This is a genomic window from Quadrisphaera setariae (assembly GCF_008041935.1).
Lineage (GTDB): Bacteria > Actinomycetota > Actinomycetes > Actinomycetales > Quadrisphaeraceae > Quadrisphaera > Quadrisphaera setariae.
This window is the reverse complement of the sequence record NZ_VKAC01000006.1, coordinates 68,117-94,335: the sequence shown is the minus strand read 5'-3', so window position 1 is coordinate 94,335 and position 26,219 is coordinate 68,117. Positions and strand designations below refer to the sequence as shown.

At 74.0% G+C, this 26,219-nt stretch carries 19 protein-coding genes; 9 read left to right on the top strand and 10 right to left on the bottom strand.

Annotated elements, in window-relative coordinates; genetic code table 11:
- Window positions 1-42: 42 nt before the first annotated feature.
- The gene (locus FMM08_RS11035; RefSeq protein WP_147926422.1) at window positions 43-1,119 is read left to right on the top strand and encodes a substrate-binding domain-containing protein; all 1,077 of its coding nucleotides are present in this window, start codon (window positions 43-45) and stop codon (window positions 1,117-1,119) included.
- A gap of 51 nt (window positions 1,120-1,170) precedes the next feature.
- A complete protein-coding gene (locus FMM08_RS11030; protein ID WP_147926421.1) occupies window positions 1,171-1,977 on the top strand; it encodes a siderophore-interacting protein in 807 nt (268 codons plus the stop codon).
- 48 nt (window positions 1,978-2,025) lie between these two features.
- On the opposite strand, the gene dnaB is transcribed toward FMM08_RS11030, so the two are convergent.
- The 7 genes from dnaB to FMM08_RS10995 all read right to left on the bottom strand — a co-directional run bounded on the left by dnaB (window position 2,026) and on the right by FMM08_RS10995 (window position 10,733).
- Window positions 2,026-4,236 (bottom strand): replicative DNA helicase, encoded by a 2,211-nt coding sequence (gene dnaB, locus FMM08_RS11025; protein WP_147926420.1) that lies wholly within the window; start codon window positions 4,234-4,236, stop codon window positions 2,026-2,028.
- 781 nt (window positions 4,237-5,017) lie between these two features.
- Complete coding sequence (rplI, locus tag FMM08_RS11020) at window positions 5,018-5,467, bottom strand: 50S ribosomal protein L9 (RefSeq protein ID WP_139711046.1); 450 nt, start codon at window positions 5,465-5,467, stop codon at window positions 5,018-5,020.
- Between the two features lie 25 nt (window positions 5,468-5,492).
- Window positions 5,493-5,729, bottom strand: a complete 237-nt coding sequence (rpsR, locus tag FMM08_RS11015; RefSeq protein ID WP_109772846.1) for a 30S ribosomal protein S18 — start codon at window positions 5,727-5,729, stop codon at window positions 5,493-5,495.
- 85 nt (window positions 5,730-5,814) lie between these two features.
- Complete coding sequence (locus tag FMM08_RS11010; RefSeq protein WP_147926419.1) at window positions 5,815-6,399, bottom strand: single-stranded DNA-binding protein; 585 nt, start codon at window positions 6,397-6,399, stop codon at window positions 5,815-5,817.
- 83 nt (window positions 6,400-6,482) lie between these two features.
- Window positions 6,483-6,773, bottom strand: coding sequence for a 30S ribosomal protein S6 (rpsF, locus tag FMM08_RS11005; protein ID WP_147926418.1), 291 nt, complete (start codon window positions 6,771-6,773; stop codon window positions 6,483-6,485).
- A 99-nt stretch (window positions 6,774-6,872) separates the two neighbouring features.
- Window positions 6,873-8,261 (bottom strand): glycosyltransferase 87 family protein, encoded by a 1,389-nt coding sequence (locus FMM08_RS11000; RefSeq protein WP_147926417.1) that lies wholly within the window; start codon window positions 8,259-8,261, stop codon window positions 6,873-6,875.
- 66 nt (window positions 8,262-8,327) lie between these two features.
- Window positions 8,328-10,733: a transglycosylase domain-containing protein gene (locus tag FMM08_RS10995; RefSeq protein ID WP_187279693.1), complete on the bottom strand. Its 2,406-nt coding sequence runs from the start codon at window positions 10,731-10,733 to the stop codon at window positions 8,328-8,330.
- A 258-nt stretch (window positions 10,734-10,991) separates the two neighbouring features.
- Here FMM08_RS10995 and FMM08_RS10990 point away from each other — a divergent pair, with 258 nt between their 5' ends.
- The 3 genes from FMM08_RS10990 to FMM08_RS10980 all read left to right on the top strand — a co-directional run bounded on the left by FMM08_RS10990 (window position 10,992) and on the right by FMM08_RS10980 (window position 14,319).
- Window positions 10,992-11,669, top strand: coding sequence for a PadR family transcriptional regulator (locus FMM08_RS10990; protein WP_147926415.1), 678 nt, complete (start codon window positions 10,992-10,994; stop codon window positions 11,667-11,669).
- A gap of 11 nt (window positions 11,670-11,680) precedes the next feature.
- Window positions 11,681-12,760, top strand: coding sequence for an inositol-3-phosphate synthase (locus FMM08_RS10985; protein ID WP_147926414.1), 1,080 nt, complete (start codon window positions 11,681-11,683; stop codon window positions 12,758-12,760).
- Between the two features lie 188 nt (window positions 12,761-12,948).
- Window positions 12,949-14,319: an MFS transporter gene (locus tag FMM08_RS10980; RefSeq protein ID WP_222710666.1), complete on the top strand. Its 1,371-nt coding sequence runs from the start codon at window positions 12,949-12,951 to the stop codon at window positions 14,317-14,319.
- An 89-nt stretch (window positions 14,320-14,408) separates the two neighbouring features.
- Here the strand turns inward: FMM08_RS10980 and FMM08_RS10975 are convergent, their stop codons facing one another.
- The 3 genes from FMM08_RS10975 to FMM08_RS10965 all read right to left on the bottom strand — a co-directional run bounded on the left by FMM08_RS10975 (window position 14,409) and on the right by FMM08_RS10965 (window position 18,985).
- Complete coding sequence (locus FMM08_RS10975) at window positions 14,409-16,286, bottom strand: putative bifunctional diguanylate cyclase/phosphodiesterase (protein WP_147926413.1); 1,878 nt, start codon at window positions 16,284-16,286, stop codon at window positions 14,409-14,411.
- The gene (locus FMM08_RS10970; RefSeq protein ID WP_147926645.1) at window positions 16,283-17,119 is read right to left on the bottom strand and encodes an alpha/beta fold hydrolase; all 837 of its coding nucleotides are present in this window, start codon (window positions 17,117-17,119) and stop codon (window positions 16,283-16,285) included. The genes FMM08_RS10975 and FMM08_RS10970 overlap by 4 nt, the downstream gene beginning before the upstream one ends.
- A gap of 324 nt (window positions 17,120-17,443) precedes the next feature.
- Window positions 17,444-18,985: a CCA tRNA nucleotidyltransferase gene (locus tag FMM08_RS10965; RefSeq protein WP_147926412.1), complete on the bottom strand. Its 1,542-nt coding sequence runs from the start codon at window positions 18,983-18,985 to the stop codon at window positions 17,444-17,446.
- A 72-nt stretch (window positions 18,986-19,057) separates the two neighbouring features.
- Between FMM08_RS10965 and FMM08_RS10960 the strand changes: the two genes are divergently transcribed.
- From FMM08_RS10960 to FMM08_RS23940, 4 genes are all read left to right on the top strand, one after another.
- On the top strand, window positions 19,058-19,621 hold the full coding sequence (locus FMM08_RS10960) for an NUDIX hydrolase (protein ID WP_147926411.1): 564 nt from the start codon (window positions 19,058-19,060) through the stop codon (window positions 19,619-19,621).
- Between the two features lie 4 nt (window positions 19,622-19,625).
- Entirely contained in the window at window positions 19,626-22,025 is a 2,400-nt protein-coding gene (locus tag FMM08_RS10955; protein ID WP_147926410.1) for a DUF6049 family protein, read from the top strand.
- On the top strand, window positions 22,018-23,652 hold the full coding sequence (gene murJ / locus FMM08_RS10950; protein ID WP_222710665.1) for a murein biosynthesis integral membrane protein MurJ: 1,635 nt from the start codon (window positions 22,018-22,020) through the stop codon (window positions 23,650-23,652). Before FMM08_RS10955 ends, murJ begins: the two co-directional genes overlap by 8 nt.
- Window positions 23,653-23,906: 254 nt before the next feature.
- Window positions 23,907-26,186, top strand: coding sequence for a protein kinase family protein (locus FMM08_RS23940; RefSeq protein WP_147926409.1), 2,280 nt, complete (start codon window positions 23,907-23,909; stop codon window positions 26,184-26,186).
- Window positions 26,187-26,219: the final 33 nt, after the last annotated feature.

The following is a 26,219-nucleotide window of genomic DNA, read 5'->3' as shown; positions in this document are numbered from 1 at the left end:
CCCCTCGCCCTCGCCTCGACGTCCCCCTGGAGCTGACAAGCCATGAGCGCCTCCGCCCGTCCCGCGTCCACCACCTCCCGCACCCGCACCACCGCCCGCGCGCTCGCTGCCGCCGCCGGCTGCGCAGCGCTGCTGGCGAGCGCCGGCTGCGGCTCGACCGCGGTCGGCGCCGCGTCGTCGAAGCCGGTGGTGGGGCTCATCACCAAGACCGCCGACAGCGGCTACTTCCAGGCCCTGCGCGCCGGGGCGGAGCAGGAGGGCAAGGCGCTCGGCGTGGACCTGCGCTCCTACGCGGGCACCGGCGAGACCGATTCCGCCACCCAGATCAAGGCCATCCAGGAGCTCGTGGCGCTGGGCGCCCAGGGCATCCTCATCACCCCCGCCAACAGCGACGTCCTGCCCGCCATCGCCGACGCCCGCACGAAGGGCCTGCTGGTGGTCGCCCTCGACTCACCGACGGACCCCGCCGACGCCGTGGACGCCACGTTCGCCACCGACAACTTCGCCGCTGGCCGCTCCATCGGGCAGTGGGCCGCGGCCACCGTCGACACGAAGGCCGCGAGGATCGCCATGCTCGACCTCAACGACGCCCACGTCCCGGTCGACGTGGCGCGCGACCAGGGGTTCCTGGCGGGCTTCGGCATCGACCTGGCGGACCCGAAGGTCATCGGTGACGAGACCGACCCGCGCATCGTCGGCCACGCGTACACCGGGGGTGACGCGAAGGGCGGCAAGGCCGCCATGGAGCAGCTCCTCGCGAGAGACCCCTCCATCAACCTCGTCTACACGATCAACGAGGGGTCGGCGCTGGGCGCCCACGAGGCGCTGCAGGCAGCCGGCCGGGCCGGCCAGGTGACCGTGGTGTCGATCGACGGCGGCTGCGACGGCGTCAAGGCCACCACCGCCGGCCAGATCGGTGCGACGGCCATGCAGTTCCCGCTGCGCATGGCGCGCCTGGGGCTGGACGCCGTCATCGACCACGCCCTCACCGGCGACGTGCCGCCGTCCTCGCCGGGGCTGGCGTTCTTCAACACCGGCTCCCAGCTGGTCACCGACAAGCCGGTGGGCGGCCTGTACAGCAAGGGCAGCGACTGGGGCTCCAAGAACTGCTGGGGCTGATCCACACCGACGCGGTAAGGGTCACCTAACTATCGCGGCTACCATGCTCGGGTGCATGGAGACGTGGTCCACGTCGAGCGGCTGACGCCGACGCTCGTGCGAGTGGTCCTCGGCGGCCCGGGACTCGAGGGGTTCCAGCCCGCCGAGGGCAGCGACGCGTACATCAACATCGCCATCCCCCCGGCGGGCGCCCCCTACGGCACGGTCTTCGACCCGCAGGCCCTGCGCGAAGCCGGGGTGCCGCGCGAGCAGATGCCCGCTCGGCGCCGGTACACGGTGCGCTCGTGGGACGAGGACGCGCGCGAGCTGGCGGTCGACTTCGTCGTCCACGGAGACTCCGGCGTCGCCGGTCCGTGGGCGGCGGCGGCGCAGCCCGGTGACGTGCTCGTCTTCGAGGGGCCGGCCTCGGGCTACCGCCCCGACCCGGCCGCGGCGTGGCACCTCATGCTCGGCGACGAGTCGGCGCTGCCCGCGATCGCCGCCTCCCTGGAGGCGCTGCAGGACGACGCGACGGTGGTGGTCCGCCTCGTCTGCGACGGACCGGAGCACGAGGTGCCGCTGACCGCGCCCGCCGGCGCCGACGTCCGGTGGCTGCACCGCACCGGCGGCGACGAGCGCGACGGCGCGCTGCTGCTGGACGCGACGCGAGCCCTGGAGTGGGCCGACGGCCCCGTGCACGCGTTCGTGCACGGCGAGGCCGAGGAGATCCGGGCGGTCCGCCGCCACCTGCTGGTCGACCGCGGGATGCAGCGCTCGGAGATGTCCTGCTCGCCGTACTGGCGGCGCACGATGACCGACGAGGCCTGGCGAGCCGTGAAGCGCGACTTCGTGGCCGCGATGAACGCCGACGTCGCCTGACGTCCCAGCACCACCGTCTGGCCGGCAGGCCGGCAGCTCACCAGCCGGTCAGCCGGTGGCCATGTCCACGAAGCGCGAGTAGTGCCCCTGGAAGGCCACGACGATCGTGTCGGTGGGACCGTTGCGGTGCTTGGCGACGATGAGGTCGGCCTCACCCGCGCGCGGGCTCTCCTTCTCGTAGGCGTCCTCGCGGTGCAGCAGGATGATCATGTCGGCGTCCTGCTCGATGGCGCCTGACTCTCGCAGGTCGGCCATGGCGGGCCGCTTGTCGGTGCGCTGCTCGGGACCGCGGTTCAGCTGCGAGATGGCGATGACGGGCACCTCGAGCTCCTTGGCGAGGAGCTTGAGGGCGCGGGAGAACTCCGAGACCTCCTGCTGGCGGCTCTCGACCTTCTTGCCCGAGGTCATGAGCTGCAGGTAGTCGATGACGACGAGCTTGAGCCCGTGCTGCTGCTTGAGGCGGCGGCACTTGGCCCGGATCTCCATCAGCGTCATGTTGGGGCTGTCGTCGATGAAGAGGGGCGCCTCGCTGACCGCGCCCATGGTGCGGGCCAGACGGGTCCAGTCCTCCTCGCGCATGGTGCCCTTGCGCATGTTCTGCAAGGGCACCTTCGCCTCGGCGGACAGCAGGCGCATGGTGATCTCGGTCTTGCCCATCTCCAAGGAGAAGACGACGGCAGGCATGTTGTTCTTGATCGCCGCCGACCGGAGGATGTCCAGTCCGATGGTCGAGTTGTGCGTGGGCACCATCGAGCGCGTCGCGAGGTACAGGTGCGAGGCGTGCTCGATCTCGATGCACCGCACCGGAACGCTCGCCACGGGACGGACCTCGACGGCGAGACGGTGGTCTGAGGGCTCAGCGGAACCGCGGGCGCGCTTGCGGTCGAGGAAGAGGTCGCTGCGTCGGAAGTCCGCGCTGCCGCCGTCGACCACGAGGTGGTGGTGCTCCGGGTCGCGCGTCACCCGAGCTCCCAGCGAGGCGGCGAGCTCGGCGGCGGAGTCGGAGAAGACCCGTCCCGAGGGCAGGAGCAGCTCCCCGGAAGCACCCGGGGCTCCCCAGACGTCGGCGATGCCGGAGAAGGCGGCCTGGCGCTGCGCGACGGACCCCCGCAGCAGCGCTCGGACAGCCGCCGACAGGGCATCGGCGTCGTCGTCGAGGAGGGTGCCGTCGCTCTCCGCCAGCGCCTGGACCTGGAGGGGCAGCGGGCACCCGCGTGCTGCCCAGAGAGCAGCGACGCCGTAGGCCTGGGTGACGGGCACCTCGGGGAGCGCGAGCGGTCGCGCAGCGTCCACCGACACGGAGGAGCCGGCCGTCCAGCGGGAGGCCAGCTCCTCGGTGGTGAGGGGTGCCTGGGGCACCTCCCGGGTGACCCACTGGTGCTGGGCGTCGGCGACGACGGTGGTCCCGTCGTCGAAGACGACCTCGTAGCAGGGATGGTCGACCATGACCTCGGTGGCCGCCACGACGCGCGTGGGGGTGCCGTCAGCAGCCAGCACGAGGTCACCCACGGAGACCTCACCCATGGTCGTCCAGCCGGTCGGGGTGGGCAGCGGCGTGTCTAGCGCCAGCGCCTTGCCGATGGCCGGCCGGGCGGCGATGACGATCATCTGGCCGCCGTGGAGGCCGTTGGTCAGCGCGTCGAGGTCGGCGAAGCCCGTGGGCACGCCGATCATCCCGTCGCCGCGGTGGCTGGAGGCCTCGATCTCGTCGATCGTCGCCTCGATGGTGGAGCCCAGCGGCACGTAGTCCTCGGTCTGGCGCTGGTCGGTGACCGCGTAGACCTCGGCCTGGGCGGTGTTGACGAGCGCGTCGACGTCGCCGCCCTCGGCGGCGTAGCCGAGCTGCACGATGCGCGTGCCGGCCTCGACGAGGCGCCGCAGCACGGCGCGCTCGCGCACGATCCGGGCGTAGTAGCCGGCGTTGGCCGCCGTCGGCACCGAGGAGATGAGGGTGTGCAGGTACCCGTTGCCACCGACCCGGCCGATCTCGCCCTTGCGGGTGAGGGTGGCGGCCACGGTGATGGCGTCGGCCGGCTCGCCGCGTCCGTAGAGGTCCATGATCGCGTCGTAGATGAGCTCGTGGGCGGGCCGGTAGAAGTCCGTGCCGCGGATCTGCTCGACGACGTCGGCGATGGCGTCCTTGCTGAGCATCATCCCGCCCAGCACGCTCATCTCGGCGGCGACGTCCTGCGGGGGCGTGCGCCCCAGCTCCTCGGTGGGTCCCGAGGACTCGTACGGCTCCAGGTCAGCCAGTGACATCCGTGTCGGCCCTCCCGCCTCTCCTGGGCGGAACCCCGCCCACCCGTCCTCGTCCCACCTGCTCGTGCTGCTGGGCACATCTAGCCACCCACCACCGACAGTCCGTGGGCCGACGGCGGAACAGGGTGGACGGGAGGCCGGAGGGCGCTCGCCGTCTGCTGCCGCGGAGTCGGTGGCACTCCCGACGGTAAGCGCCCGGAGGGGGTGCGGACGTCGGCGAGCGCAGCTCGGCGCGTCGCCCCTGTGGACAGCCGGGAGCGGCAGCGCTCCCACCTGCGACGCAGGCGAGCAGAGTTATCCACAACCTGGGGACAGACCTGTGGACAACTGTGGATAACCCCTGGTGGATCAGCGTTTCAGCGGCCCTGACCTGCAGCGTCTTCCATCCACCGGGTGTGGACGGAGAACCGTCCACAGGGTGAACTGCAGGTTGCGGCGTGTCGCTGCACCGGCGTGTCGCGAGCGACGCGCCGGTGGTGACGCAGCGCTGATGGACGTTCTCCACAGCGTTGCTGTGGGTCATGAAGCGGCGCGCCGTCCACCACCGCTGGGGACGCCGGATCCCGGTGGGGACGCAGAGTCCCGGCCGGGAGGGTCACACCCGGGACTCTGCGCCCCCACCGAGACGGAGCGACCCCGCGCCCCCGCAGGAGCTCGGCCAGCGGGGGGCTCCCGCCAGGCGCACACCCCACCCCGTCGTCGTCCTGCGCTGGGACACGACGACGCCCGCCCCGCAGGAGCGGGACGGGCGTCGAGGTGGTGCAGCGGCACTGCCGGGGGCTCAGGCCTCCGGGACGACCTGCACGTCGATCGAGGCGGACACCTCGGGGTGCAGGCGGACCTGCACGGTGTACTCACCGGTGGACCGGATGGGGTTGCCGATCTCGACCTTGCGGTGGTCGATCGACGTGCCCGTGGAGTCCTTCACCGCGCTGGCGACCAGCGACGGGGTCACGGACCCGAACAGGCGGCCGCCGGTGCCGGTGCGCACCTGCAGCTTCACCGGAGCGGACTCCAGGCGCTGCTTGACGGACTTGGCCTCGTCGATGGAGGCCAGCTCGCGGGTGGCGCGGGCCGCGCGGATCTGCGCGACCTGCTTCTCGCCGCCCTTGGTCCAGCCGGTGGCCAGACCGCGGGGCACGAGGTAGTTGCGGCCGTAGCCGTCCTTGACGTCGACGACGTCGCCGGGGGCACCGAGGCCGGTGACCTCCTGCGTGAGGATGAGCTTCATCTCTCGGTCTCCTCTGTCAGCCGGGTCAGCGCGGCGAGCTGGTGTAGGGCAGCAGGGCCATCTCGCGCGCGTTCTTCACGGCGGTGGCGATCTGGCGCTGCTCCTGGACGGACACACCGGTCACGCGGCGGGCGCGGATCTTGCCGCGGTCGGAGATGAACTTCCGCAGCAGCGCGGTGTCCTTGTAGTCGACCGTGGTGATCTTCGCCGCCTTGAGCGGGTTGACCTTCTTCTTGGGCTTGCGCACAGCGGGCTTGGCCATCGTGGAGCTCCCTCTCTGAGAGCCCGGCCCCGCTGGCAGGGGCCGGGATGGTGGATGTGGTCTGTGGGTCTGGAAGAGCCGTCTGTCAGAACGGCGGGTCGTCGTTGAACGAGCCGCCGCCCCAGCTGCCGCCCCCGGAGCCGGAGCTCTGGCCGCCGCCACCGCCCGAGGGGCCGGTGGCCCACGGGTCGTTGGCCTGGCCGCCGCCGGAGGAGCCGCCGGAGCTGGAACCGCCGCCGAAGCCGCCGCCCCCGCCCTGGCCGCCGCCACCGCCGAAGCCGCCGCCACCACCGCCACCGCCGGAGCGCTGGGTCTTGTTGACCTTGGCGTTGGCGTACCTCAGGGACGGGCCGATCTCGTCGACCTGCATCTCCATGGTGGTGCGCTTCTCGCCCTCCTTGGTCTCGTACGAGCGAGAGACCAGGCGGCCGGTGACGATGACCCGCGTGCCGCGGGTCAGGGACTCGGCGACGTTCTCCGCCGCGTCGCGCCAGACCGAGCAGCGCATGAACAGGGTCTCCCCGTCCTTCCACTCGTTGCTCTGGCGGTCGAACGTGCGGGGCGTGGACGCCACGGTGAAGCCGGCCACGGCAGCCCCGGACGGGGTGAACCGCAGCTCCGGATCGCTCGTCAGGTTGCCGATGACGGTGATCGTCGTCTCGCCGGCCATGGTGTGCTCCTCAGCAGCTGGGGGTCGTGTCGCGTGCGGTCCGCGTGCAGCGCCGGTCTAGCAGTCGGCGCCGACAGCGGGTCTCAGGCGTTCTCGAGGCGGAGGAGCTTGGTGCGCAGCACGGCCTCGTTGAGGTTGAGCTGGCGGTCGAGCTCCTTGGCCGTGGCCGGCTCGGTCTTCATGGTCACGACGGCGTAGATGCCCTCGGACTTCTTGTCGATGTCGTAGGCCAGGCGACGACGGCCCCAGATGTCGACGTTCTCGACGGTGCCACCGTCGGCGCGGACGACGTTGAGGAACCTGTCGAGCGACGGGGCGACGGTGCGCTCCTCGAGCTCGGCGTCGAGGATGACCATCAGTTCGTAGGCGCGCATCAGCGGCCCACCTCCTCTGGACTCGGCGGTCACGGTCTCTCCGTGACAGGAGGCGCCGCCCTCACGGGCGGCAGTGGTCCGGGGACCCGGACCAGCGGGTCAGTCTACCGGTTGCGGAGAGAGCGCCTTGACGTCGTCGTCAGCGGCGCGGGCGGCTCGCCGCGAGCCCGGGGGCGCGGCGGACCGCGTCGTCGTCCTGACGCCCTGGACGGCGAGGTACCCGAGCGCCGCGAGCCGCAGCACGAGGAGGACGGCGTACCCGCCGGGGGACATGCCGCGCCCGTCGGAGGAGCTGGTGGCGTACAGGTAGAGCCAGGTGGCGGTTCCGTAGGCGCACTCGGTGAGCGCCCAGGGGAGGTGGTCGCGCCAGCGCGGCGCCGCGACGGCGGCCAGCGGCAGCACCACGAGGGTCGCCTGGACCGGGACGCTGGGGGAGACGGCCAGCCCGCCCGCCACGAGCACCAGCGCCACCGCGGCCAGCCGTCGGACCGGGTCGGCCCCGGCGGTCCTCGCCGCGGCCGCGGCCGCGAGCAGGACGACGACGAGCAGCCCGACGCCCGCGAGGGCCGTCACGGCCCCCGCGGGCAGGGCGGACCAGGGCAGCTGGCCACCGTCGGGCAGGTCTCCCTGCAGCCCGGGCAGCAGCCAGAGCGACCCGAAGCCCGCTCCGCCGGAGCCGTCCCACCAGCGCGACCCGCCGTCCTGCCCGCCGAGGGGCAGGCTCGACACGAGCGTGATGAGGCCACCCGCCAGCACCGCCGCGGCCGTGGCGGCCGTGGCGTCCAGCACCGCCAGCGGCTGGTCCTCGGACGGCCCGCCCCTGCGGCTCCGCCGCCCGAGCAGCACCACCAGCCAGATCGCGACGACGACGAGTGCGGCCGCCGGTCTGACGCCTGCCGCGAGGCCGATGAGCGCACCCGCCACGGCCGGGTGGCGGCGCGCCAGGGCGAGCAGCGCGCCGGCCAGGAGGGTCACGGCCACGAGGTCCACCGAGACGAGACCCGCGGTGACGACCACGGGGCTGAGGGCCACGAGCGCCGCGTCCCACCCCGAGGCGCCCGCCACCCCGGCGCGGGCCCTCACGACGAGCACGGCGGCCAGGGACAGCGCCAGGGCCGCCAGCAGCACCGAGGCGTCGAAGGCGCCGCGGGGCGTGGAGCCGACCAGGTCGAGCAGGCGCAGGAGGACGGCGGTGGTCGGCGGCTGCCCGCTGGCGCCGTCGGCGTTCGCCACGAGGGCGGGGACGTCGGAGTAGCAGGCGTGGACGAACTGGTCGGGCGAGGTCCACCCGGTGGTGCGGCAGTGCTGGCGGGTCAGCGCCGCCAGAGCGACCGGCACGACGGCCGCCAGGGCCAGCAGGGGACCGGCGCCCCACAGGCGACTTCCCCCGCCGCCTCCGGGAGCCGTGGCGGCGCGGTCACCGAGCGGGCCGCCCACGACCTCGCTGGCGGCCCTGACGACGCCGTCGCTGCGGCTGGGTGCACCCACGACCGGATCGTCCCACCGTCCGCTGGGGGTGCCCGCCAGCCCCGCCAGTCCCTCGCCAGCCCCTCGTCAGCCCTGACCGCGGGCGCCCGGGCCCGCGGGGCCGCCGGTGGGCTGCTGACCAGGACGCGCCTGGTTCAGCCGTGCGGCCACCCGGTCGGACAGGCCGTTGGGGCCGGCCGCCTGGGCGGTGTCGCCCTGGTCCTGTCCCTGGCCACCGCCGTTGCCGTTGCCGTTGCCGCCGCCGTTGCCGTTGTTCTCGCCCTGGCCACCGCCCGGGCCGTCGGACGCACCGTCGGTGGCGCCGTCGGACGGGCTGGCGGTCGCGCCGTCCGAGGGGGTGTCGGTGGGCGACGCCGTCGCGGTCTCGGTGGGCGTCGGGGTCGCCGTCGGCGTCGGGTCCGAGCTCACCTGCTTCGACGGCGAGGAGAACTGCTCGACCTTGGTGCCCTTGAGCGCCTTGGTCATGTACGAGGTCCAGATGCGCGCCGGGTAGGTGGCCCCGGTGACCTCCTTGACGCCACCCCAGCCGGGGATGGACAGCTCCTCCCCGTCCGGCCCGCTGTTGTACAGCACGACGGCCGTCTGCAGCTGCGGGGTGAACCCGTTGAACCAGGCGGCCTTGTTGCCGTTGGTCGTCCCGGTCTTGCCGGCGATCGGGCGCTTGCCGAAGGCCTTGCCGATGCTCGCCGCTGTACCGCCCTGCTTGGTGACGGCCTGCATGGCGTAGACGGTGTCGGTCACCGCCTCGTCGGTGAACGGCTTGGTCCCGGCGTTCGGGTTGGCCGTGTAGACGGCGTAGTCGGTGTCGCCGAGAGTGGCCTGCTGGACGTAGTGGGCGGGGTTCACCGTGCCGCCGTTGGCGAGGGCCGCGTAGGCCTGCGCCATCTGGATGGGGTAGACCGCCGAGCTCCCCAGCACGTTGACCAAGGCGTCCTTGGAGTTGCCCTCCATCGTGACCCCGAGCTGCCCGGCGGTCTTGGCCGTGGTGCGCGGGCCGATCTCCTGGTTGAGGTGAACGTAGACGGTGTTCACCGACTCGGCCGTCGCCTTGACCAGGTTGATGTCGCCGAACTGCTCACCCCGCCCGCTGCCGTAGTTCGACACCGGGGTGCCAGCGAAGGTCTGCGGGCTGGCGCCGTCGAAGGTGTCCGACAGGTCGATGGCCTGACCGTCCGTCGTGCCGTTCTGCAAGGCCGCCAGCAGAGTGATCGGCTTGAACGTCGAGCCGGCCTGCGCCTTCCCCTGGTTGACGGCGTCGAAGGGCTGGGTCAGGTAGTCCGGACCGCCGTACATCGCAACGACCCCCCCGGTGGCCGGGTCGACTGAGACCAGTCCCGCTCGCAGCGTGTCGGGACGACCCTTGGCCGGCAGCACGCTCGTGTCACCCATCGTCTCCTCAGCCGCCTGCTGCTTGGTGGCGTCGATCGTGGAGACGATCTTGAGGCCTGCCGTCGCGACGTCGTCCGTAGTCGCGAGAGTCCGGTTGACGCCGTCCAGGCCAGTGAAGCGGAGATCCTTGCTGGCCAGCTCCTTGACGATGGCGTTGAGCACGTAACCGCGCGGACCTTGGAACCACTTCGGCTTGTCCTGCTGCACGGTGCCGGGCATCTCCGGGTTGGCCGCGACTTCCTCAGCAGTGACGTACCCCATCGTCGCCATGGCGCCCATGACGTACGTGTAGCGCTTCTGCGCGTTCTCCGGGCTGTTGGCCGGATCCCACGCGGAGGGCGCCGGGAGGATGCCGATGAGGAGCGCCGCCTGCTCGTTGGTGAGTTGGCTCGGGTCGACGTCGGGCCCGAAGTAGGCCTCGGTCGCGGCACCGATGCCGTACGCGCCGCGCCCGAAGTAGACGGTGTTGAGGTAGCTCGTGAGGATCTGGTCCTTGGAGTACTGCTGGTCCACCTTGAGCGCCTGGATGGCCTCGGTGGCCTTGCGCGTGTAGGCGCGCTGGTCGTTGCCCGTGATGTTCTTCACGTACTGCTGCGTGATCGTTGAGCCGCCGCCGAGGTTCGGGTTCCCGGTGAGGACGCCCCAGACAGCTCGCCCGACGCCCGTGACGGAGACGCCCTTGTTCTCGTAGAAGGTGCGGTCCTCCGAGGCGACGGCGGCGTCCTTGGCCGACTTGGGCATCTGCTCCTCGGTCAGCGGCTTCCTGTCGATGCCGTCGTTCAGCTCGGCCATGACCGTCTGGCCGTCTGCGTAGTAGACCGTCGTCGTGGCCTTGAGGGCGTCCGCGTTGAGCGAGGGCGTGGGAGTGGTCGCGTAGGCGAAGGTGCCCGCGCCCACCACGATGATCACCAACAGCAGGAACCCGCCGACCACCAGCTGCCACGACGGGATCCAGCGGCGGCGCTTCTTCGGCGCCGGCGGCCGCGCGCCACCGGCTCCACCGTGGCGCGGGTCGGCCGTGCGGGCCGCCGGGCGGGCGGCGGGCGCGGAGCGTCGGCTGGGGGCCTGGGGGTGAGAAGGCACCGGGTGCGTCCCTGGAGTCGTGCGGGCGCCGCCGGCCCGTCCTGGGCCCGGTGCCGCCGCGGGTGGAGCGGTCTCGAGTCCCCGCCAGTATGCGGCGCTGGCCTGGTCCCCCACGGGGCTTCGGCTGCACGGGTGGGTCACGACTCGCGCACGCGCCGAACCGTGGCTACAGTCCGCGGATGTATCGACTCGATACATCCGCTCGCTCCCGCGCTCCACCGGACGGGCACCAGGACGTCAGCAGAGGAGGACGAGCGCGTGGCACGAGGCTCCGACGCGCTCACCATCGCCGTCCTCGGGCTCCTCGACGACGCCCCCCTGCACGGCTACGAGCTGCGCAAGCGGATCGACCTCGTCATCGGACCGCTGCGGCGTCGCATCTCCTTCGGCAGCCTCTACCCGGCCCTGCGCTCCATGGAGGAGCGCGGCTGGATCACGCAGAGCTCGCCCACCACCGCCACGCCGCCGCTCGCCGGCAAGCGCAGCCGCGTCGTCTACCAGCTCACCGACGCCGGCCGGGCCCAGCTCCGCTCGCTGCTCGCCAACTCCGGGCCGGCGACGTGGGAGGACGAGCAGTTCGACGTCCACTTCGCCTTCTTCGGCAGCACCGACCCCGCCACACGGCTGCGCATCCTCGAGGGGCGCCGCACCCGCGTGGTCGAGCGGCTCGAGCGCGTGAGCGCCGCAGGCGCCAGCGCCCGGGCGGACAGCTGGTCCGCGGAGCTGCACCGCCACACCACCGACTCCCTGGAGCGGGAGCTGCGCTGGCTCGACGAGCTCGTCGAGCGGGAGCGCAGCTCCGGGTCCGGGCCCGGGGCTCCGACCAGGTCCCCGCACGCACCGCCGCCCTCCCCCTCCGCGCGACCCAGCGCTGACGGGACGGGACCGGCCAGCACCACCAGCCAGCCGTCCGGCCAGCTGTCGTCCAACCAGTGAGGAGAGAACGGATGGGCTCCATCCGCGTCGCCGTCGTGGGCGTCGGCAACTGCGCCGCGTCCCTGATCCAGGGCGTCGAGTACTACAAGGACGCCGCGGACGACGCGACCGTCCCCGGCCTGATGCACGTCCGCTTCGGCGAGTACCACATCCGCGACATCGAGTTCGTGGCCGCGTTCGACGTGGACGCCAAGAAGGTCGGCTTCGACCTCTCCGAGGCCATCTTCAACTCGGAGAACAACACCATCAAGATCTCCGACGTGCCCCCCATGGGCGTGCCGGTGCAGCGCGGTGTCACGCACGACGGCCTCGGCAAGTACTACCGCGAGACCATCGAGGAGTCTGACGCCGAGCCGGTCGACGTGGTGCAGGCGCTCAAGGACGCCCGCGTCGACGTCCTGGTCTGCTACCTGCCCGTCGGTTCCGAGGACGCCGCGGAGTTCTACGCGCAGTGCGCCATCGACGCCAAGGTCGGCTTCGTCAACGCCCTGCCGGTGTTCATCGCCTCCGACCCGGAGTGGGCGCAGAAGTTCACCGACGCCGGTGTGCCGATCGTCGGTGACGACATCAAGAGCCAGATCGGCGCGACCATCACGCACCGCGCGCTGATGCGCCTCTTCGAGGACCGCGGCGTCATCGTCGACCGGACGTACCAGCTGAACGTCGGCGGCAACATGGACTTCAAGAACATGCTCGAGCGCGACCGCCTCGAGTCGAAGAAGATCTCCAAGACGCAGGCCGTGACGAGCAACGTCGACCACGACCTCGGCAAGCGCAACGTCCACATCGGCCCGAGCGACTACGTCGAGTGGCTCGACGACCGCAAGTGGGCCTACGTGCGCATGGAGGCCCGCAACTTCGGCGACGTGCCCCTGAACATGGAGTACAAGCTCGAGGTCTGGGACTCCCCGAACTCGGCCGGCGTCATCATCGACGCGCTGCGCGCCGCGAAGATCGGCCTGGACCGCGGCATCGGCGGCCCGCTGACCTCGCCGTCGTCGTACTTCATGAAGTCGCCGCCGGTGCAGAAGCGCGACGACAAGGCCAAGGACGACGTCGAGGCCTTCATCGCCGGCACCAACGAGCGCTGACGCAACGCCTCGTGACCGTCTGACGGCGACGCCGGAGGCCCGGATCCCCCAGGGGTCCGGGCCTCCGGCGCGTCCGGGCCCCCCACCGGCGCTCGGGGCGGACGGGGTGCGTGGTTCGACGTGGAACCAGCGCGCGCCCGTCGAGCCCGTGGGACGCCGGCAGCACCGCATCGGCGAGGCTTGGACGCATGAGCGGTGACACGGCCCCCTCAGGGGCACAGGGCCGCCAGCGGTCGACGGCTGCGACGTCGGGTCTGCTCGCCGGAGCGGCCGCGGTCTTCCGCGCCCCGGGCGCGCGTCGCCTCGTGATGGTGCGCCTGCTGGGGCAGGCCGGCGATGGCGTGCTGCAGGCGGCGCTGGCGTCCTTCGTGCTGCTCTCCCCCGAGCGGGCCGCCTCTCCCGCCGCCATCGCGGGAGCCATGGCGGTGCTGCTCCTGCCCTTCACGATCGTCGGGCCGTGGGCCGCGGCCGTGCTCGACAGGTTCCGCCGCCGCCAGGTGCTCGTGGTGGCGTCGGCAGCTCGCGCCGCGCTCGCCGCGGCAGCGGCGCTCGCCGTGGTCGCCGGCCCACCGGTGGCGGTGCTCGTGGTGGCCCTGGCCTACCTCTCCGTGAACCGCCTGCTGCTCGCCGCGCTGTCAGCCTCGCTGCCGCGGGTGCTGCCGGCGCGCGACCTCGTGGCCGCCAACGCCGTCGTCCCGACCGCGGGCAGCGCCACCGCGCTGGCCGCCGGGGCGCTGGCCCTGGCCGTGCACCCCCTCGTCGGGCTGGGCGACGACGGCGACGCTCGCCTCCTGCTGGCCACCGTGCTGCTGTGCGCGGCAGCGTGTGGCGTCGCGCTGCGCATCGGGCGAGACGAGCTCGGCCCCGGAGCGGAGGACGTCGCCCAGCACACCCGACCCGAGCGCGACCTCGTGGGAGCACTGCGCCACCTGCGCGAGCGCCGGACGGCGGGGCGGGCGCTGCTCCTGATCGGCGCCCACCGCCTGGGGTACGGCGTCGCGCTGGTGCTGTCGCTGCTGTACGCGCGGACCGCCGTCAGCGGGGGCCCCTCCACCAGCGCGGCGGCCGCCGGTTCCACGGGCGGCACCTCCGGTCTGCTCGCCGCGACGGCGCTCGTAGGTGCGGTGACGCTGTCGTCGGGGCTGGGGTTCGCACTCGCTGCAGCTCTGACACCGGTGGCCGCGAAGCGGCTGGGACCGCAGCGGTGGGCGGTGGTCGCAGCCGCGGCCTCGGCGGCCGCTCCCCTGGCCCTGGTGACCGCCCCGGGCGCGACGGCTCTCGTGGTGGCCGCTGGCGTCCTCGGACTGACGGCACAGAGCGTGAAGATCTCCGTGGACACCCTCGTGCAGACCGGCGTGGACGACGGCTTCCGCGGCCGGGTGTTCGTGCTCTACGACGTGCTGACCAACGCGGCGACCGTCGCGGCCGCCGGCCTCGCCGCGCTGGTGCTCCCCGTGGACGGCTACTCCGCACCGGTGCTCGCGGCGCTCGCCGTGTGGTGGGTGGCGGTGGCGGCGCTCAGCGCGACCTCGAGCCGCCGGGCCACCCGCGCGGCCTGAGGGCACCGCACACGACACCACGGCTCGTGACTCCCGGTGGTCCGTTCCACGGGGAACACGTGGAACGGACCACCCGGTCCGGAGCAGGGTCAGGGCGCCAGCAGCTCGGCCGGCACCGGGCGCCCGAACAGGTAGCCCTGGACGACGTGGCACCCCAGCTCTGCCAGGGCGTCCCGCTGTTCGCGGGTCTCGACGCCCTCCGCCACGCTGGTGAGCCCGAGGGCGTGCGCCAGCTGGAGGCAGGTCGCGACGATCGCGCGGTCGCCAGAGTCCCGCGCCACCCCGTCGACGAAGGACTTGTCGACCTTCAGCTCGTGCACCGGGAAGCGGCGGAGGTAGGTGAGGCTGGCGTACCCGGTCCCGAAGTCGTCCACAGCGATCCGCGTGCCCAGGTCGGCGAGGCGGCGCAGCGTGGTGGCGGCGGCGACGGGGTCCAGCATCAGGGCGGTCTCGGTGATCTCCAGCACCAGCTGGGAGGCGGGCACGCCGTGCCGGGCCAGAGCGGTGGCCACGGTCGAGGACAGGTCGGGGTCAGCGAGCTGCCGGGCCGAGACGTTGACGCTGACCTCCAGGCTCCGCCCGGACGCGTTCCACGCGGCGGCCTGTGCGACGGCCGCCTCGAGCACCCAGGCGCCCAGCTCTCGGACCAGGCCGGACTCCTCGGCCACCTCGATGAACTCGGCCGGGGGCAGCAGACCGCGCTCGGGGTGCTGCCAGCGGACGAGCGCCTCCACCCCGGTGGTGCGTCCGCTGGCCAGGTCGACCCGTGGCTGGTGGTGCAGGCGCAGCTGGCCGTCGGCGATGCCGTGCCTCAGCTGCTCCAGCAGGCGCAGGCGGTCGGCCGCGGGGTCCGAGGCACCGGGGTCGTGGATCCGCCATCCGCCGCGGCCACCGCGCTTCACGGCGTACATCGCCGCGTCCGCGCGGTGCAGCAGGGCCTCGGCCTGCTCCTCCGGGCCGACGGCCCCTGCCGGCGCAGCGCAGTCCGCCGCACGCGCTACGCCGATGCTCGCTGAGACGACCACCTCGACACCGCTGATGACCACCGGCTGGGCCAGGGCTGCGAGGATGCGCTGGCAGACCTCCTCCAGGACGGCCCCCTCCCCACCGGCGGGCATCGCGTCGAGCAGCACGAACTCGTCACCTGCGAAGCGCGCGAGCGCGGCCTCTGGGCGCACGGTGGCGCGCAGGCGCTCGGCGACCTTCGCGAGCAGCGCATCGCCACCGGCGTGGCCGGTGCTGTCGTTGACCTGCTTGAAGCCGTCGAGGTCGATGAAGAAGACCACCAGCCGGCGCGTGGTCGAGTCCGCCGCTCCCGCCGGCCCCGCCGCGGTCTCGCCGCTGGCGAGCGACGCCAGGAGCGCGGCGTGCAGGCCACGGCGGTTGAGCAGCCCGGTGACGGAGTCGTGCTCGGCCAGGTGCTGCAGGCGCGCCTCAGCGCGTGCTCGCTGGGCCTCGGAGGCCTCGGCGCGGCGCTTCGAGGCGAGGAGGTCCTCTTCGTACCGGCGCCGCTCCGCCGCTCCGAACAGGGCCACGAGCACGTGCTCATCGAGTCCGGCACCGCTGCGCGACGCAGTCAGGAAGGCGGCTCGCCGCTGGCCACCGCTCCCGACGACCTCCACGGAGATCTCGTCCACGCGTCCAGCGGCCTCGAGCTTCGGCAAGCAGTGGGTGGACCACAGGATGCGGTCGCCGACGGGCAGCAGGCGGGCGAAGGAGGTCCCCAGCACTGCGGGGCGCTCCAGCCCGGTCCAGTCCCAGAAGGTCTGGTTGGCAGCGAGCACCGTGGTCGCCGTGGGGTCGAGCACCAGCTGGGGGCACGGCGACCTGTCCCAGCGGTCGACGACGGTGGGCGAAGGAGACGGTTCCACGGGGACCACCACGTCGTCAGCGCGCGGGGCGGGGCCAGGCGCTCCCGCTCCGAGGTCCGGCACCAGCTGGAGCGGGACCGCCCGCGCTCTGCTCATGCCGCACTGGTCTGGCGGACCTCGAGCGCTCCGAGGAAGCGGTGGACCGCGGCCGCGGTCTCCGCCGGGGCGCTGATGTGCGGGCAGTGCCCGGTGGCGTCCAGGTGCACGAGCTCGCCGGCGGGCAGCGCCTCTGCGGTGCTGCGCCCGACCTGCTCGGGGGCCAGGGCGTCGTGCCGGCACTGCAGGACCAGCGCTGGAGCGCTGACACGGGGGAGCACCGCACGCGTGTCGGACAGGAAGATGGCCCTGGCAAAGGTGTGCGCAGCGTCCGGGTGGGTCCCCAGGAAGCTCTCGGTGAGCTCACCGCCCAGCTCGGGCGCTCCAGGGGTTCCCATCACCACAGGGGCCATCGCCGCGGACCACGCGTAGTAGTTGCTGTCGAGCGATGCGAGCAGCTCGGTGATGTCTTCGAGGGAGAAGCCGCCCACGTAGTCAGTCGACGGGTCGTCGACGTAGCGCGGTGAGGGTGCCACGAGGACCAGCGAGGAGAAGCGCTCCGGTGCGGACGCCGCCGCGAGGACGCCGATCATCGAGCTGACCGAGTGGCCGACGAAGGTGACGCCCTCCAGGTCCAGGGCGCCGCAGACGTCCAGGACGTCCTCGGCGTACCCCGTGAGGGTGGAGTGCCGCTCGTGGTCGAAGACCGCGACGTCCGTGGACCCCGAGCCGAGGTGGTCGAAGGTGATGACGCGGTGGTGGGGGAAATGGGGGAGCAGCCGGCTCCAGGCCGCCTGGCCGGCGCCGAAGCCGTGGGCCAGGAGCAGGACGGGTCCGTCCGGGTCACCGTGCTCGGTGACCCGGTGGCGCTCCAGCACCTCCGCCGAGGCCAGCCCGCTCCGCCGGGGCAGCGGGAGGAGCGGGTGGACCAGACCGTCGGGACCGACCTCGAGCGCGTCTGAGGGATGGGGCTGCACCGTCGGAACCTCCGTCTCGGGCGGGCGCCGAGAGGTTCGACGTGATGTGCCCTGCCCTGCTCCTCGACGTCTCCCCCGCGGCCCTTGAGCCGGGAGCGCACGTCGTCACGCGGACAGATCAGGACGACGGTGCGCGCAGCTGGGATCGCGCGGCGGTCGGGTGCTGGAAGGGCCGACGTTCCACGGGGAACGTCGGCCCTTCCTGACCGCTGGCCCCGTCCTCGTCGCGACGAGCGTCCGTCAGGCGTCAGGCGTCTGTGACTCGGGCTGCTCGGCCCACCACCGGAGCAGCTGCTCGCGCGCGGCGTCCTCGCCGAGGATCCCGTCATCGAGGCGCACCTGGAGCATGTGCTTGTAGGCGCGGCCCACCACCGGACCGGGCTTGATGCCGAGCAGCCGCATGATGGCGGCGCCGTCCAGCTCGGGGCGGACCGCGTCGAGCTGCTCCTGCTCGCGGATGGCGGCGATGCGGACCTCGAGCTCGTCGTAGGTGCGCTGGAGCTGGTCGGCGCGGCGCTTGTTGCGCGTGGTGGAGTCAGCGCGCGTGAGCGCGTGCAGGCGGGGGAGCAGCGGGCCGGCGTCCGTGACGTAGCGGCGCACCGCCGAGTCGGTCCACTGCCCGCCGCCGTACCCGTGGAACCGCAGGTGCAGCTCCACGAGCCGGGCCACCTGCTTGGTGGTCTCCTTGTCGAACTTCAGCGCCTTCAGCCGACGGGCCGTCATCTTGGCGCCGACCACCTCGTGGTGGTGGAAGCTCACGCCGCCCCCGGGCTCGAAGCGCCGCGTCGGCGGCTTGCCGATGTCGTGCAGGAGGGCCGCCAGGCGCAGCACCACGTCGGGTCCGTCGGTGTCGAGCTCGTACTGCGGCTCCAGCTCGATGGCCTGGCGCAGCACCGTGAGGGAGTGCTCGTAGACGTCCTTGTGGCGGTGGTGCTCGTCCACCTCCAGCTGCAGGGCCGGCAGCTCCGGCAGCACCACGGCCGCCAGGCCGGCGTCGACCAGCACCCGCAGCCCCGGTACGGGGTCGACGGCGCGCAGCAGCTTCACCAGCTCCGCCTGGACCCGCTCCGCGGACACGATGGAGAGCCGCTCGGCCATGGCCGAGGCGGCCGCGAGCGCCTCGGGTGCGAGGTCGAACCCGAGCTGGGCGGCGAAGCGGGCGCCGCGCATCATGCGCAGCGGGTCGTCGTCGAAGGAGCGCTCGGCGGCGACGGGGGTGCGCAGGTAGCCGGCGGCGAGGTCGTCGAGCCCGCCGAAGGGGTCCTCGAAGACGCCGTCGGGGAGGCGCAGCGCCATGGCGTTGACGGTGAAGTCGCGGCGGGAGAGGTCGCCGTCGAGGGTGTCGCCGAACGCGACGACGGGCTTGCGGCTCTCCGGGTCGTAGACGTCGGAGCGGTAGGTGGTCACCTCCACCACCACGGGGCCGCGCCGGGCGCCGATGGTGCCGAAGGCGCGGCCGGCGTCCCACGTGGCGCTGCCCCAGGAGGCCAGGAGCCGCTCGGTCTGCTCGGGGCGCGCGGAGGTGGCGAAGTCGAGGTCGAACTCGCCCTCACCGCCCAGGCGGGACAGCAGGGCGTCGCGCACGGAGCCGCCGACGAGGGCCAGCTCGTGGCCGGCGGCGGCGAAGCGGCGGCCCAGCTCGGCGGCCGCGGGAGCCACCCGGGCGAGGTCGTCGAGCACGCGGCGCTCAGCGGCGAGGTGGGCGTCCGAGCGCTCCCGACGCCCTCCGCCACCGGGGGAGGGGTGGCTGTCGTCCGGGGTCGGGTCTGCGTGGTCGGTCACGACGCGGATCCACTGGCGAGGCGCGGCACGAGCGTCAAGGCTGCCAGAGGTCGCGAAGTTACAGTGGCTCGCATGGCCCCAGGCGATCGTCGTCCGACGCCGGGACGGCGTCGTCGCGACGACGGTCGCGACGGCGGCAGGCCGGGCCAGCGGCCCTCCGAACGGGGTGGTCGGACCCCGTGGCGCGGCGGTGGCCGCACCGTGGAGGAGGTCTCAGCGGGCGGCATCGTCGTGGAGACCTCCACCGGCGAGGCCCGCGCGGCGCTCATCGCGCGGCTGAACCGCGCCGGGCGCCTCGAGTGGTGCCTGCCCAAGGGGCACCTGGAGGGCGCCGAGACGCCCCAGGAGGCGGCCGTCCGCGAGGTGGCCGAGGAGACCGGCATCACCGGCGTGGTGGTGGGGGAGCTCGGCACCATCGACTACTGGTTCTCCGCGGAGGGCCGGCGCATCCACAAGACCGTCCACCACTACCTGCTCGAGGCCACGGGGGGAGCGATCAGCGTGGACGGCGACCCCGACGCGGAGGCCGTCGAGGCGGCCTGGGTGCCCGTCACCCAGCTCGGGCAGCGGCTGGCGTTCTCCAACGAGCGCCGGATCGCGCGCGCCGCGAGCGCGCTGCTCGCCAGCGGTGGGTGACCACGTGGTGCGGAGGGGCATCCGGTCCCGTCCGTCGTCGCGGCGGCTCGCGGTCGTCGTCGGCACCGCTGCGGTGGCTCTGGGGCCGGTCGCCGTCGCGGCGCCCGCAGCCGCCGCGCCCCTGACGGCCCCGGGACCAGCGCTGGCGTCCGTCGCCTCGGTGGTGGGTCCCAGCGGCATCGCCGTGGACCTGGAGCAGATGGGCGCCGGTGCCGCGCTCACGCCGGGGTCGCAGCTGGTGGTCCGGGTGCAGGTCACCAACACGAGCACCACCGCGCTGACCGGTGCCCGGGCGCGGCTCTTCGTCAACTCCCCGGTGCTCTCCAGCCGTGCCGCGCTCGACGCGTGGGCGTCGGGTGAGGGCGTGCAGGGAGGGGACAGGTTCTCCGGCGTCGACGGCGCCGAGCAGCCGGTGGGACGGTCGCTGGAGCCGGGGGAGAGCACGGAGGTCGACTTCACCGTGGACGCCGACCAGCTCCAGCTGGGCGCGGACTTCGGACCGCGGGGCGTCACCGTGGACGTCATCGACTCCTCCCTGCAGCGCCTCGCGGCCCTGCGCTCCTTCGTGGTGTGGGCGCCCCAGGGCGCCTCACAGGTGACCGCTCCCCTGACGGTGGTGGCTCCGGTCACCGCCGGGGCACCCGACGTGGGCACGGGGCAGCTGCCCGAACAGCGCGTGGAGGACCAGCTCGGCCGGCTGCGCGACCTGCTGCCAGCCATGTCCCTGCAGTCGACGAGCCTCGTGGTCGACCCCGCCCTGCTCGGCCCGTTCGCCCAGCCGGCCCAGGAGCAGAGCTCCACCGCCACCGGGAGCGCCAGCAGCCAGGGGGCCACGCCGAGCAGCAGCGCCAGCGCCTCCGCGAGCGCCGCTGCGTCGCCCACCGCCGGCAGCGCTGCGAGCACCCCGGCGACGGCGAGCACTGCGGACCCGACGTCCGCGGGTGGCACGGGCGACGCCCCCGAGCTCACGACCGGAACGGCCGACGAGACCTCGCCCGACCTCCAGGCGTGGCTCGACGTGCTCCGCGCGCGCACCGGGGGCAGGGCGGTGGTGCTGCCGCACGGCGACACCGACGTGGTGGCCACCGGCGCCGCGGGCACCAGCGACCTGCTCGCGCTGGCCGTCTCCCAGTCGCGCGCCGCGCTGGACGGCGACGACGACCAGGCCCTGCTGTGGCCGGCGGACCTCGGCACCGCCACCCCGCAGCCGCTGGTCACCGAGTCCGCCGCCGCGGCGCGCAGCGCAGGGGGGTCTGGCCCGGGCCCGGCGGTGCTGGTGGACGCGAGGTCCGTGCCGGGAGCGGTGTCAGACCGGGGGACCGGCCCCTCGACGGCGACGCTGGCCACGCGGACCGCCGACGGCAGCACCGCCACGGCCACCGGGGTGCTCGTGGACGCCGCTGCCTCGTCGCTGCTGACGTCGGCCGCTGCTGACGGCTCCCAGGTGGACCCCTCCGAGGCGACCGCCCGGCTCCTCGCCGACACCGCGGTGTCGGCGTCGGCCGGGGGCGGCGTGGTGCTCGCCCTCCCCCGCGACTGGGACGCGGACCCCTCGGCGATGGCGACCGTGCTCGGTCCGGTCAGCTCCGCTCCCTGGGTGCGGGCGACCTCCCTGCCCGACCTCCTCGCCACCCCGCCCACCGCGGCCGCCTTCGACGTGTCGCAGGCGCGGGCGCTGTCGGCGGAGCCGGGTCCCACGGGGACGCCCCTGTCGGCAGGAGGGCTCAACGACGCGCAGAGCGCGGTGGCCGCGGCCCGGACCGTGGCGCCCGTCGTGCAGGACCCGACGGGCCGCCAGGAGCTGCTGGCTCCGGTGGAGCGCAGGGCCACCGCCGCCGCCGGGCTCGGGTGGCGCGAGGACCTGCAGGGCTGGCAGCAGGGGGTCGACGAACTGGGCGAGACGGCCACGCGGTTGCGCAGTGCACTGCAGATCGTCAAGAGGAGCACCACCACGGTGATCTCCTCACGGGTCAACCTGCCCGTCAACGTGAGCAACTCGCTGACGCAGCCGGCCACCGTCCTCGTGCACCTGCGCTCGGGGAACCTGCGCCTCATCCCCCGCGATCCGGTGCAGCTGACCATCGCTCCCGGGGCGACGCAGCCCGCGCAGATCCCCGTGAAGGCCGCGGCGAGCGGCGACACGTCCGTGACGGTCTACCTCACCGACACCGCGGGCAACCAGATCGGGACGCCCATGGACCTCCGCGTCCGCGTCCGCGCCGACTGGGAGGGCCGGGGCGTGGCGATCGCCGCCGGTGTCGCGGGCCTCGTCTTCGTCGGCGGGGTGGTGCGCACCGTCCTGCGCGTCCGCCGACGCCCCGCTCCCCCCGTGGTGCGCTCCGCCGAGGAGGCGGACCCCGACGGCCCACCCACCCGACGTCCCGAGGAGTCCACCCGTGGCTGAAGCCCGTTCCGAGCGCCGGTCCCTCAGCGGAGCGGCCCTGGGACGGGCCAGCGCGGTGATGGCGGCGGGGACGGCGGTCTCCCGCGTCCTCGGCTTCGTGCGCGTCTCGCTCCTCGCTGCGCTCATCAGCGCCGTCGGAGCTGGTGCGAACGCCTTCACCGTCGCCAACACCGTTCCCAACATGCTCTACCTGCTCATCGCCGGCGGCGTGCTCAACGCCGTGCTCGTGCCCCAGGTGGTGCGCGCCATGCAGCGTCCCGACGGCGGCGCCGAGTACCTCGACCGCCTCGTGACGGCCGCCGTCGTGGCGCTCGCCGCGGTCACGGCGGTCCTCGTCGCGGCCGCCCCCCTCGTCATCCTGCTGACGACGTTCAGCGCCGACCCGGCTCAACGGACCCTCGCCGTCGCCTTCGGCTTCTGGTGCCTGCCGCAGGTCTTCTTCTACGCGCTCTACACGCTGCTCGGCCAGATCCTCAACGCCAAGGGCCGGTTCGGCGCCTACATGTGGGCACCGGTCGTGAACAACGTGGTGGGTCTGGCGGGCCTGGGCGTGTTCTTCCTGGCGTTCGGCACGGTGGGCAAGGACGTCTCCGCCGCGGCCTGGACCCCGGCGCAGATCGCGGTGCTCGCCGGGACGTCGACGCTCGGGGTGGTCGCGCAGGCGCTGGTGCTGCTGCCGGTCCTGCGGCGAGCGGGCGTCCGTCTCCGACCCCGGTGGGGCGTGCGCGGGATGGGGCTGCGCAGCGCGGGTCGGGTCGCAGGGTGGACCTTCGGCGCCCTGCTCCTCAGCCAGGGCAGCGCCTTCGTCATCGCCAACGTGGGCAGCAGCGTCAGCGGCGGCGACGCTGCCGGCAACACCGTGTGGAGCTCCGCCTTCCTGGTGTTCATGCTCCCCCACTCCCTGGTGACGGTGTCGCTCGTGACGGCGCTCTTCACGAGGATGAGCCGGGCGGCGGCCGAGGGTGACCTCGCAGCGCTGAGGATGGACGTCTCCTCGGGGCTGCGGACGGTCGCCGTCGCCACCGTGGTGGCCAGCGCTGGCCTGGTCGCGCTCAACGGCCCGACCGGTGTGCTGCTCGCAGGAGGCCGGCCGGACGATGGTGCCGTCCTGGCTCGCGTCATCGCCGTCGTCGCCCTGGGACTCGTCCCTTTCAGCGCCACCTACCTCGTGCAGCGGGGCTTCTACGCCCTCGAGGACGCCAGGACGCCCTTCTTCGTCCAGGCGCTGACGACCGCGCTGTGGGTGTCCGTCTCACTCACCACCTTCGCGCTGCCGCCCGCGGTGCGCATCGAGGGCGTGGCTGCCGGCCTCGTCGTGTCCCAGTGGGTCGGCGCCGTCGTCGGTGTCCTGGCCCTCCGCAAGCGGCTCGGGGGTGTCGACGGCGCCCGGGTCGTCCGCACCCACATCCGCCTCCTCGTCATCGGCGCGGTCGCCACGGCGCTGGGGCTGCTCACCGTCCGACCTCTCGACGGGCTCCTGGAGCGTGGCTACGTCGGCGCAGCGGTCCTGGCCGTGGTCGGGGGCGCCGTCGTCGTCCTCGTGTACGCGGTGGGGCTGCGGGTGCTCCACGTGGAAGAGGTCCGGCCGCTGCTGCGCCGCCTTCCCGGTCCGCTCGGCCGTCGCTGACGACGAGCCCGCCCGCTGCTGACGGAGGGGACCGGCCCGCTCGGGGACGGTCCCCTCTGCCGTTCCCGGGCGGCGGGGCAGTCCGGGACGAAGCCCGCCGAACCACCGCGAGCCACCTCTGGCGGCCCTTCTGACGGGCACGACACGCGCTACTGGATCACGGCGCAGAGGATCGGCTCCCCGTACCATCCAGTGTTCGACGACTGCGCTGGGAGAGCGCGGACGCACGCTGAGCGACGACTGGAGGAGCTGAGGTGGCAGACAGCACCACGCCCCTGCCCTCCCGCGGCGAGGAGCCCGCCCCGGTGGGGGCGGGCCCGTCCTCGGCCGTCCGCACCGCGGGCCGCGCGCGCACCGTCGCCGGGTCCGTCGGCGTCCTCCTGGACGGCAGGTACCGCCTGCTGCAGCGCCGCACCAAGGACGGCGCCTGGGCCACCTGGGACGGCGAGGACGACCAGCTGCTGCGCCCCGTGGTGGTCACCGTGGTGTCCGGTCCCACCGCCGCCGAGGCCGTCGACGCGGCCCGCCGCTCCGCGACCCTGGAGGACGAGCGGCTGCCGCACCTGCTCGACGTGGGCCTGGAGCGGGCCGTGGACGGCACCGCCCTGGGCTGGGTGGTCACCGAGCGCTCCCCCGGTCGCACGCTGGCCGAGCTGCTCCGCGAGTCGCCGCTGCCCGCCGCCCGCGCGCGGGCGCTGGTGGGCGAGGCGGCCGCCGTGCTCGCCCGGGCCAGCCGCTCCGGCCTGCACCACCGCCGCCTCGAGCCCGGTGCCGTGGCCCTCACGGCGGACGGCGCTGTCAGCGTGCTGGGCCTCGAGGTGGCCAGCGCCGCCGCCGGCCTGCCCCCGCGCTCCCCCGCCGAGGCCGACCGCGACGACGCGGAAGGCCTGGTGCGGGTGCTGTACGCGGCCCTGACGGGCCTGTGGCCCGCGGGCCGGTGCGGAGCCCTGGGCGCGGCGCCCACGGGTCGAGGTGGCAGCCCGGTCACTCCTGGTGAGCTGACCTCGGGAGTCCCCCACGACCTCGACGCCCTGTGCGCCGCGGTGCTGGGTCCCTACCGCGAGGGACCTACCTCCCCCGCGGACGTCGCCGCCGCCCTGGCGCCCTGGGGCAGCGCCACCGGCCCTGTGACGCGCACGGCCCTCGGACTGCCCGCGACCCCGGGGCTCGCGGGCGCGTGGAGCGCCCAGGCGGCTCCTGCCGGGCCGGACGCCCAGGACGCCGAGCAGTCGACGGACGAGGCCACCGTCGAGGCGACCAGCGGCACCGCGCCACCGGCCGGAGCCACGTCCGGCGCCGCAGGTGCCTGGGCGTCCGCGCCGACCCGGGCCCGCCTCGGCGGGGGCCCCGGTCTGCACTTCGCCGGTGCTGGTGAGGACGAGCCCGTCGTCCACACCACCCGGGCCGAGCGCAGGGCCGCCCAGCGCCGCGCCGAGCGCGAGGCCGAGCGCGCCGCGCACGGGGAGGACGCGTTCGACGCCCTCCTCGGACCGGTCACCGGTCCCCGTCGCCAGGTGCCGCCCGCCCTGGAGCGGGCTGCGGCCGCCGCGCCCGCGACCGCCACGGCTCCCCTGGACGACGACGAGCGCCGCGGCGCTCCCACGGCGCAGCCGCGCCCCACCCAGCACCTGCAGCCGCAGGTGCGGCCAGCGGCGCCCGCGCCGCAGCGCCCCGCGCCCGCAGCGCCCGTCGCGACGACTCCGGTCGCGCCGGCGCGCCCCGCTCGGCACGACGCCCCGGGCGTTACCTCACGCGCCACCGCCGCGTTCTCCGACACCGACTCCACCGACTGGGTCAGCGCCGGCTGGGGTCACGCGCCCGCCGGCGCCGAGGCCGTGGCAGCACCGCGCCACGCCCCGACCAGCGAGGAGCGGCGCCGGCGCGGACCGCTCCTCGCCGTCCTCGTCGTCCTCGTCCTCGCGCTGCTGGCGGCCGTGGTGGTGCTGGGGCTGAGGGGCTCGCAGATCGCCGGGGCCCTGGGCATCACGCCCTCGGACACGACGGCGCCGGGGGCGTCCGCCTCTGCGCCCGCAGACCCGACCGCCCAGGGTGGTGGCTCCTCCGCCCCGGGTGCGCCCGAGGTCGTCGAGGGCGCCGGTGAGATCACGAGCGCGCTCGCCCAGGACCCCTTCGGCGACAGCAGCGAGAACGACGCGGCCGCCTCGCGCGCCGTCGACGGCGACCCCGCCACCCAGTGGCGCTCGAGCACCTACAGCAACGCGGCGCTGGGCAACCTCAAGCGCGGCGTGGGGCTGGGTCTCGTGCTGGGCGACGGCACGACACCGAGCACCGTCACGTCGCTGCAGCTGCGCACCGAGGGCACCGGCGGTCGCCTGGAGGTCCGCAGCAGCCCCGACGGCGGCTACGAGGGCAGCACCGTCGTGGCCACCACCGCAGCGGGCACCGGTGGCGCCACCGTCGAGATCCCCCTGGACCAGCCGACGACCGCCACCCACCTGCTGCTCTGGTTCACCGAGCTCCCGCAGACGTCGTCCGGGTACGCCGCGACCGTCGACGAGGTCTCCGCGCGCTGACGGGTCGGGAGCACGGTCGGGAACAGACCGGCC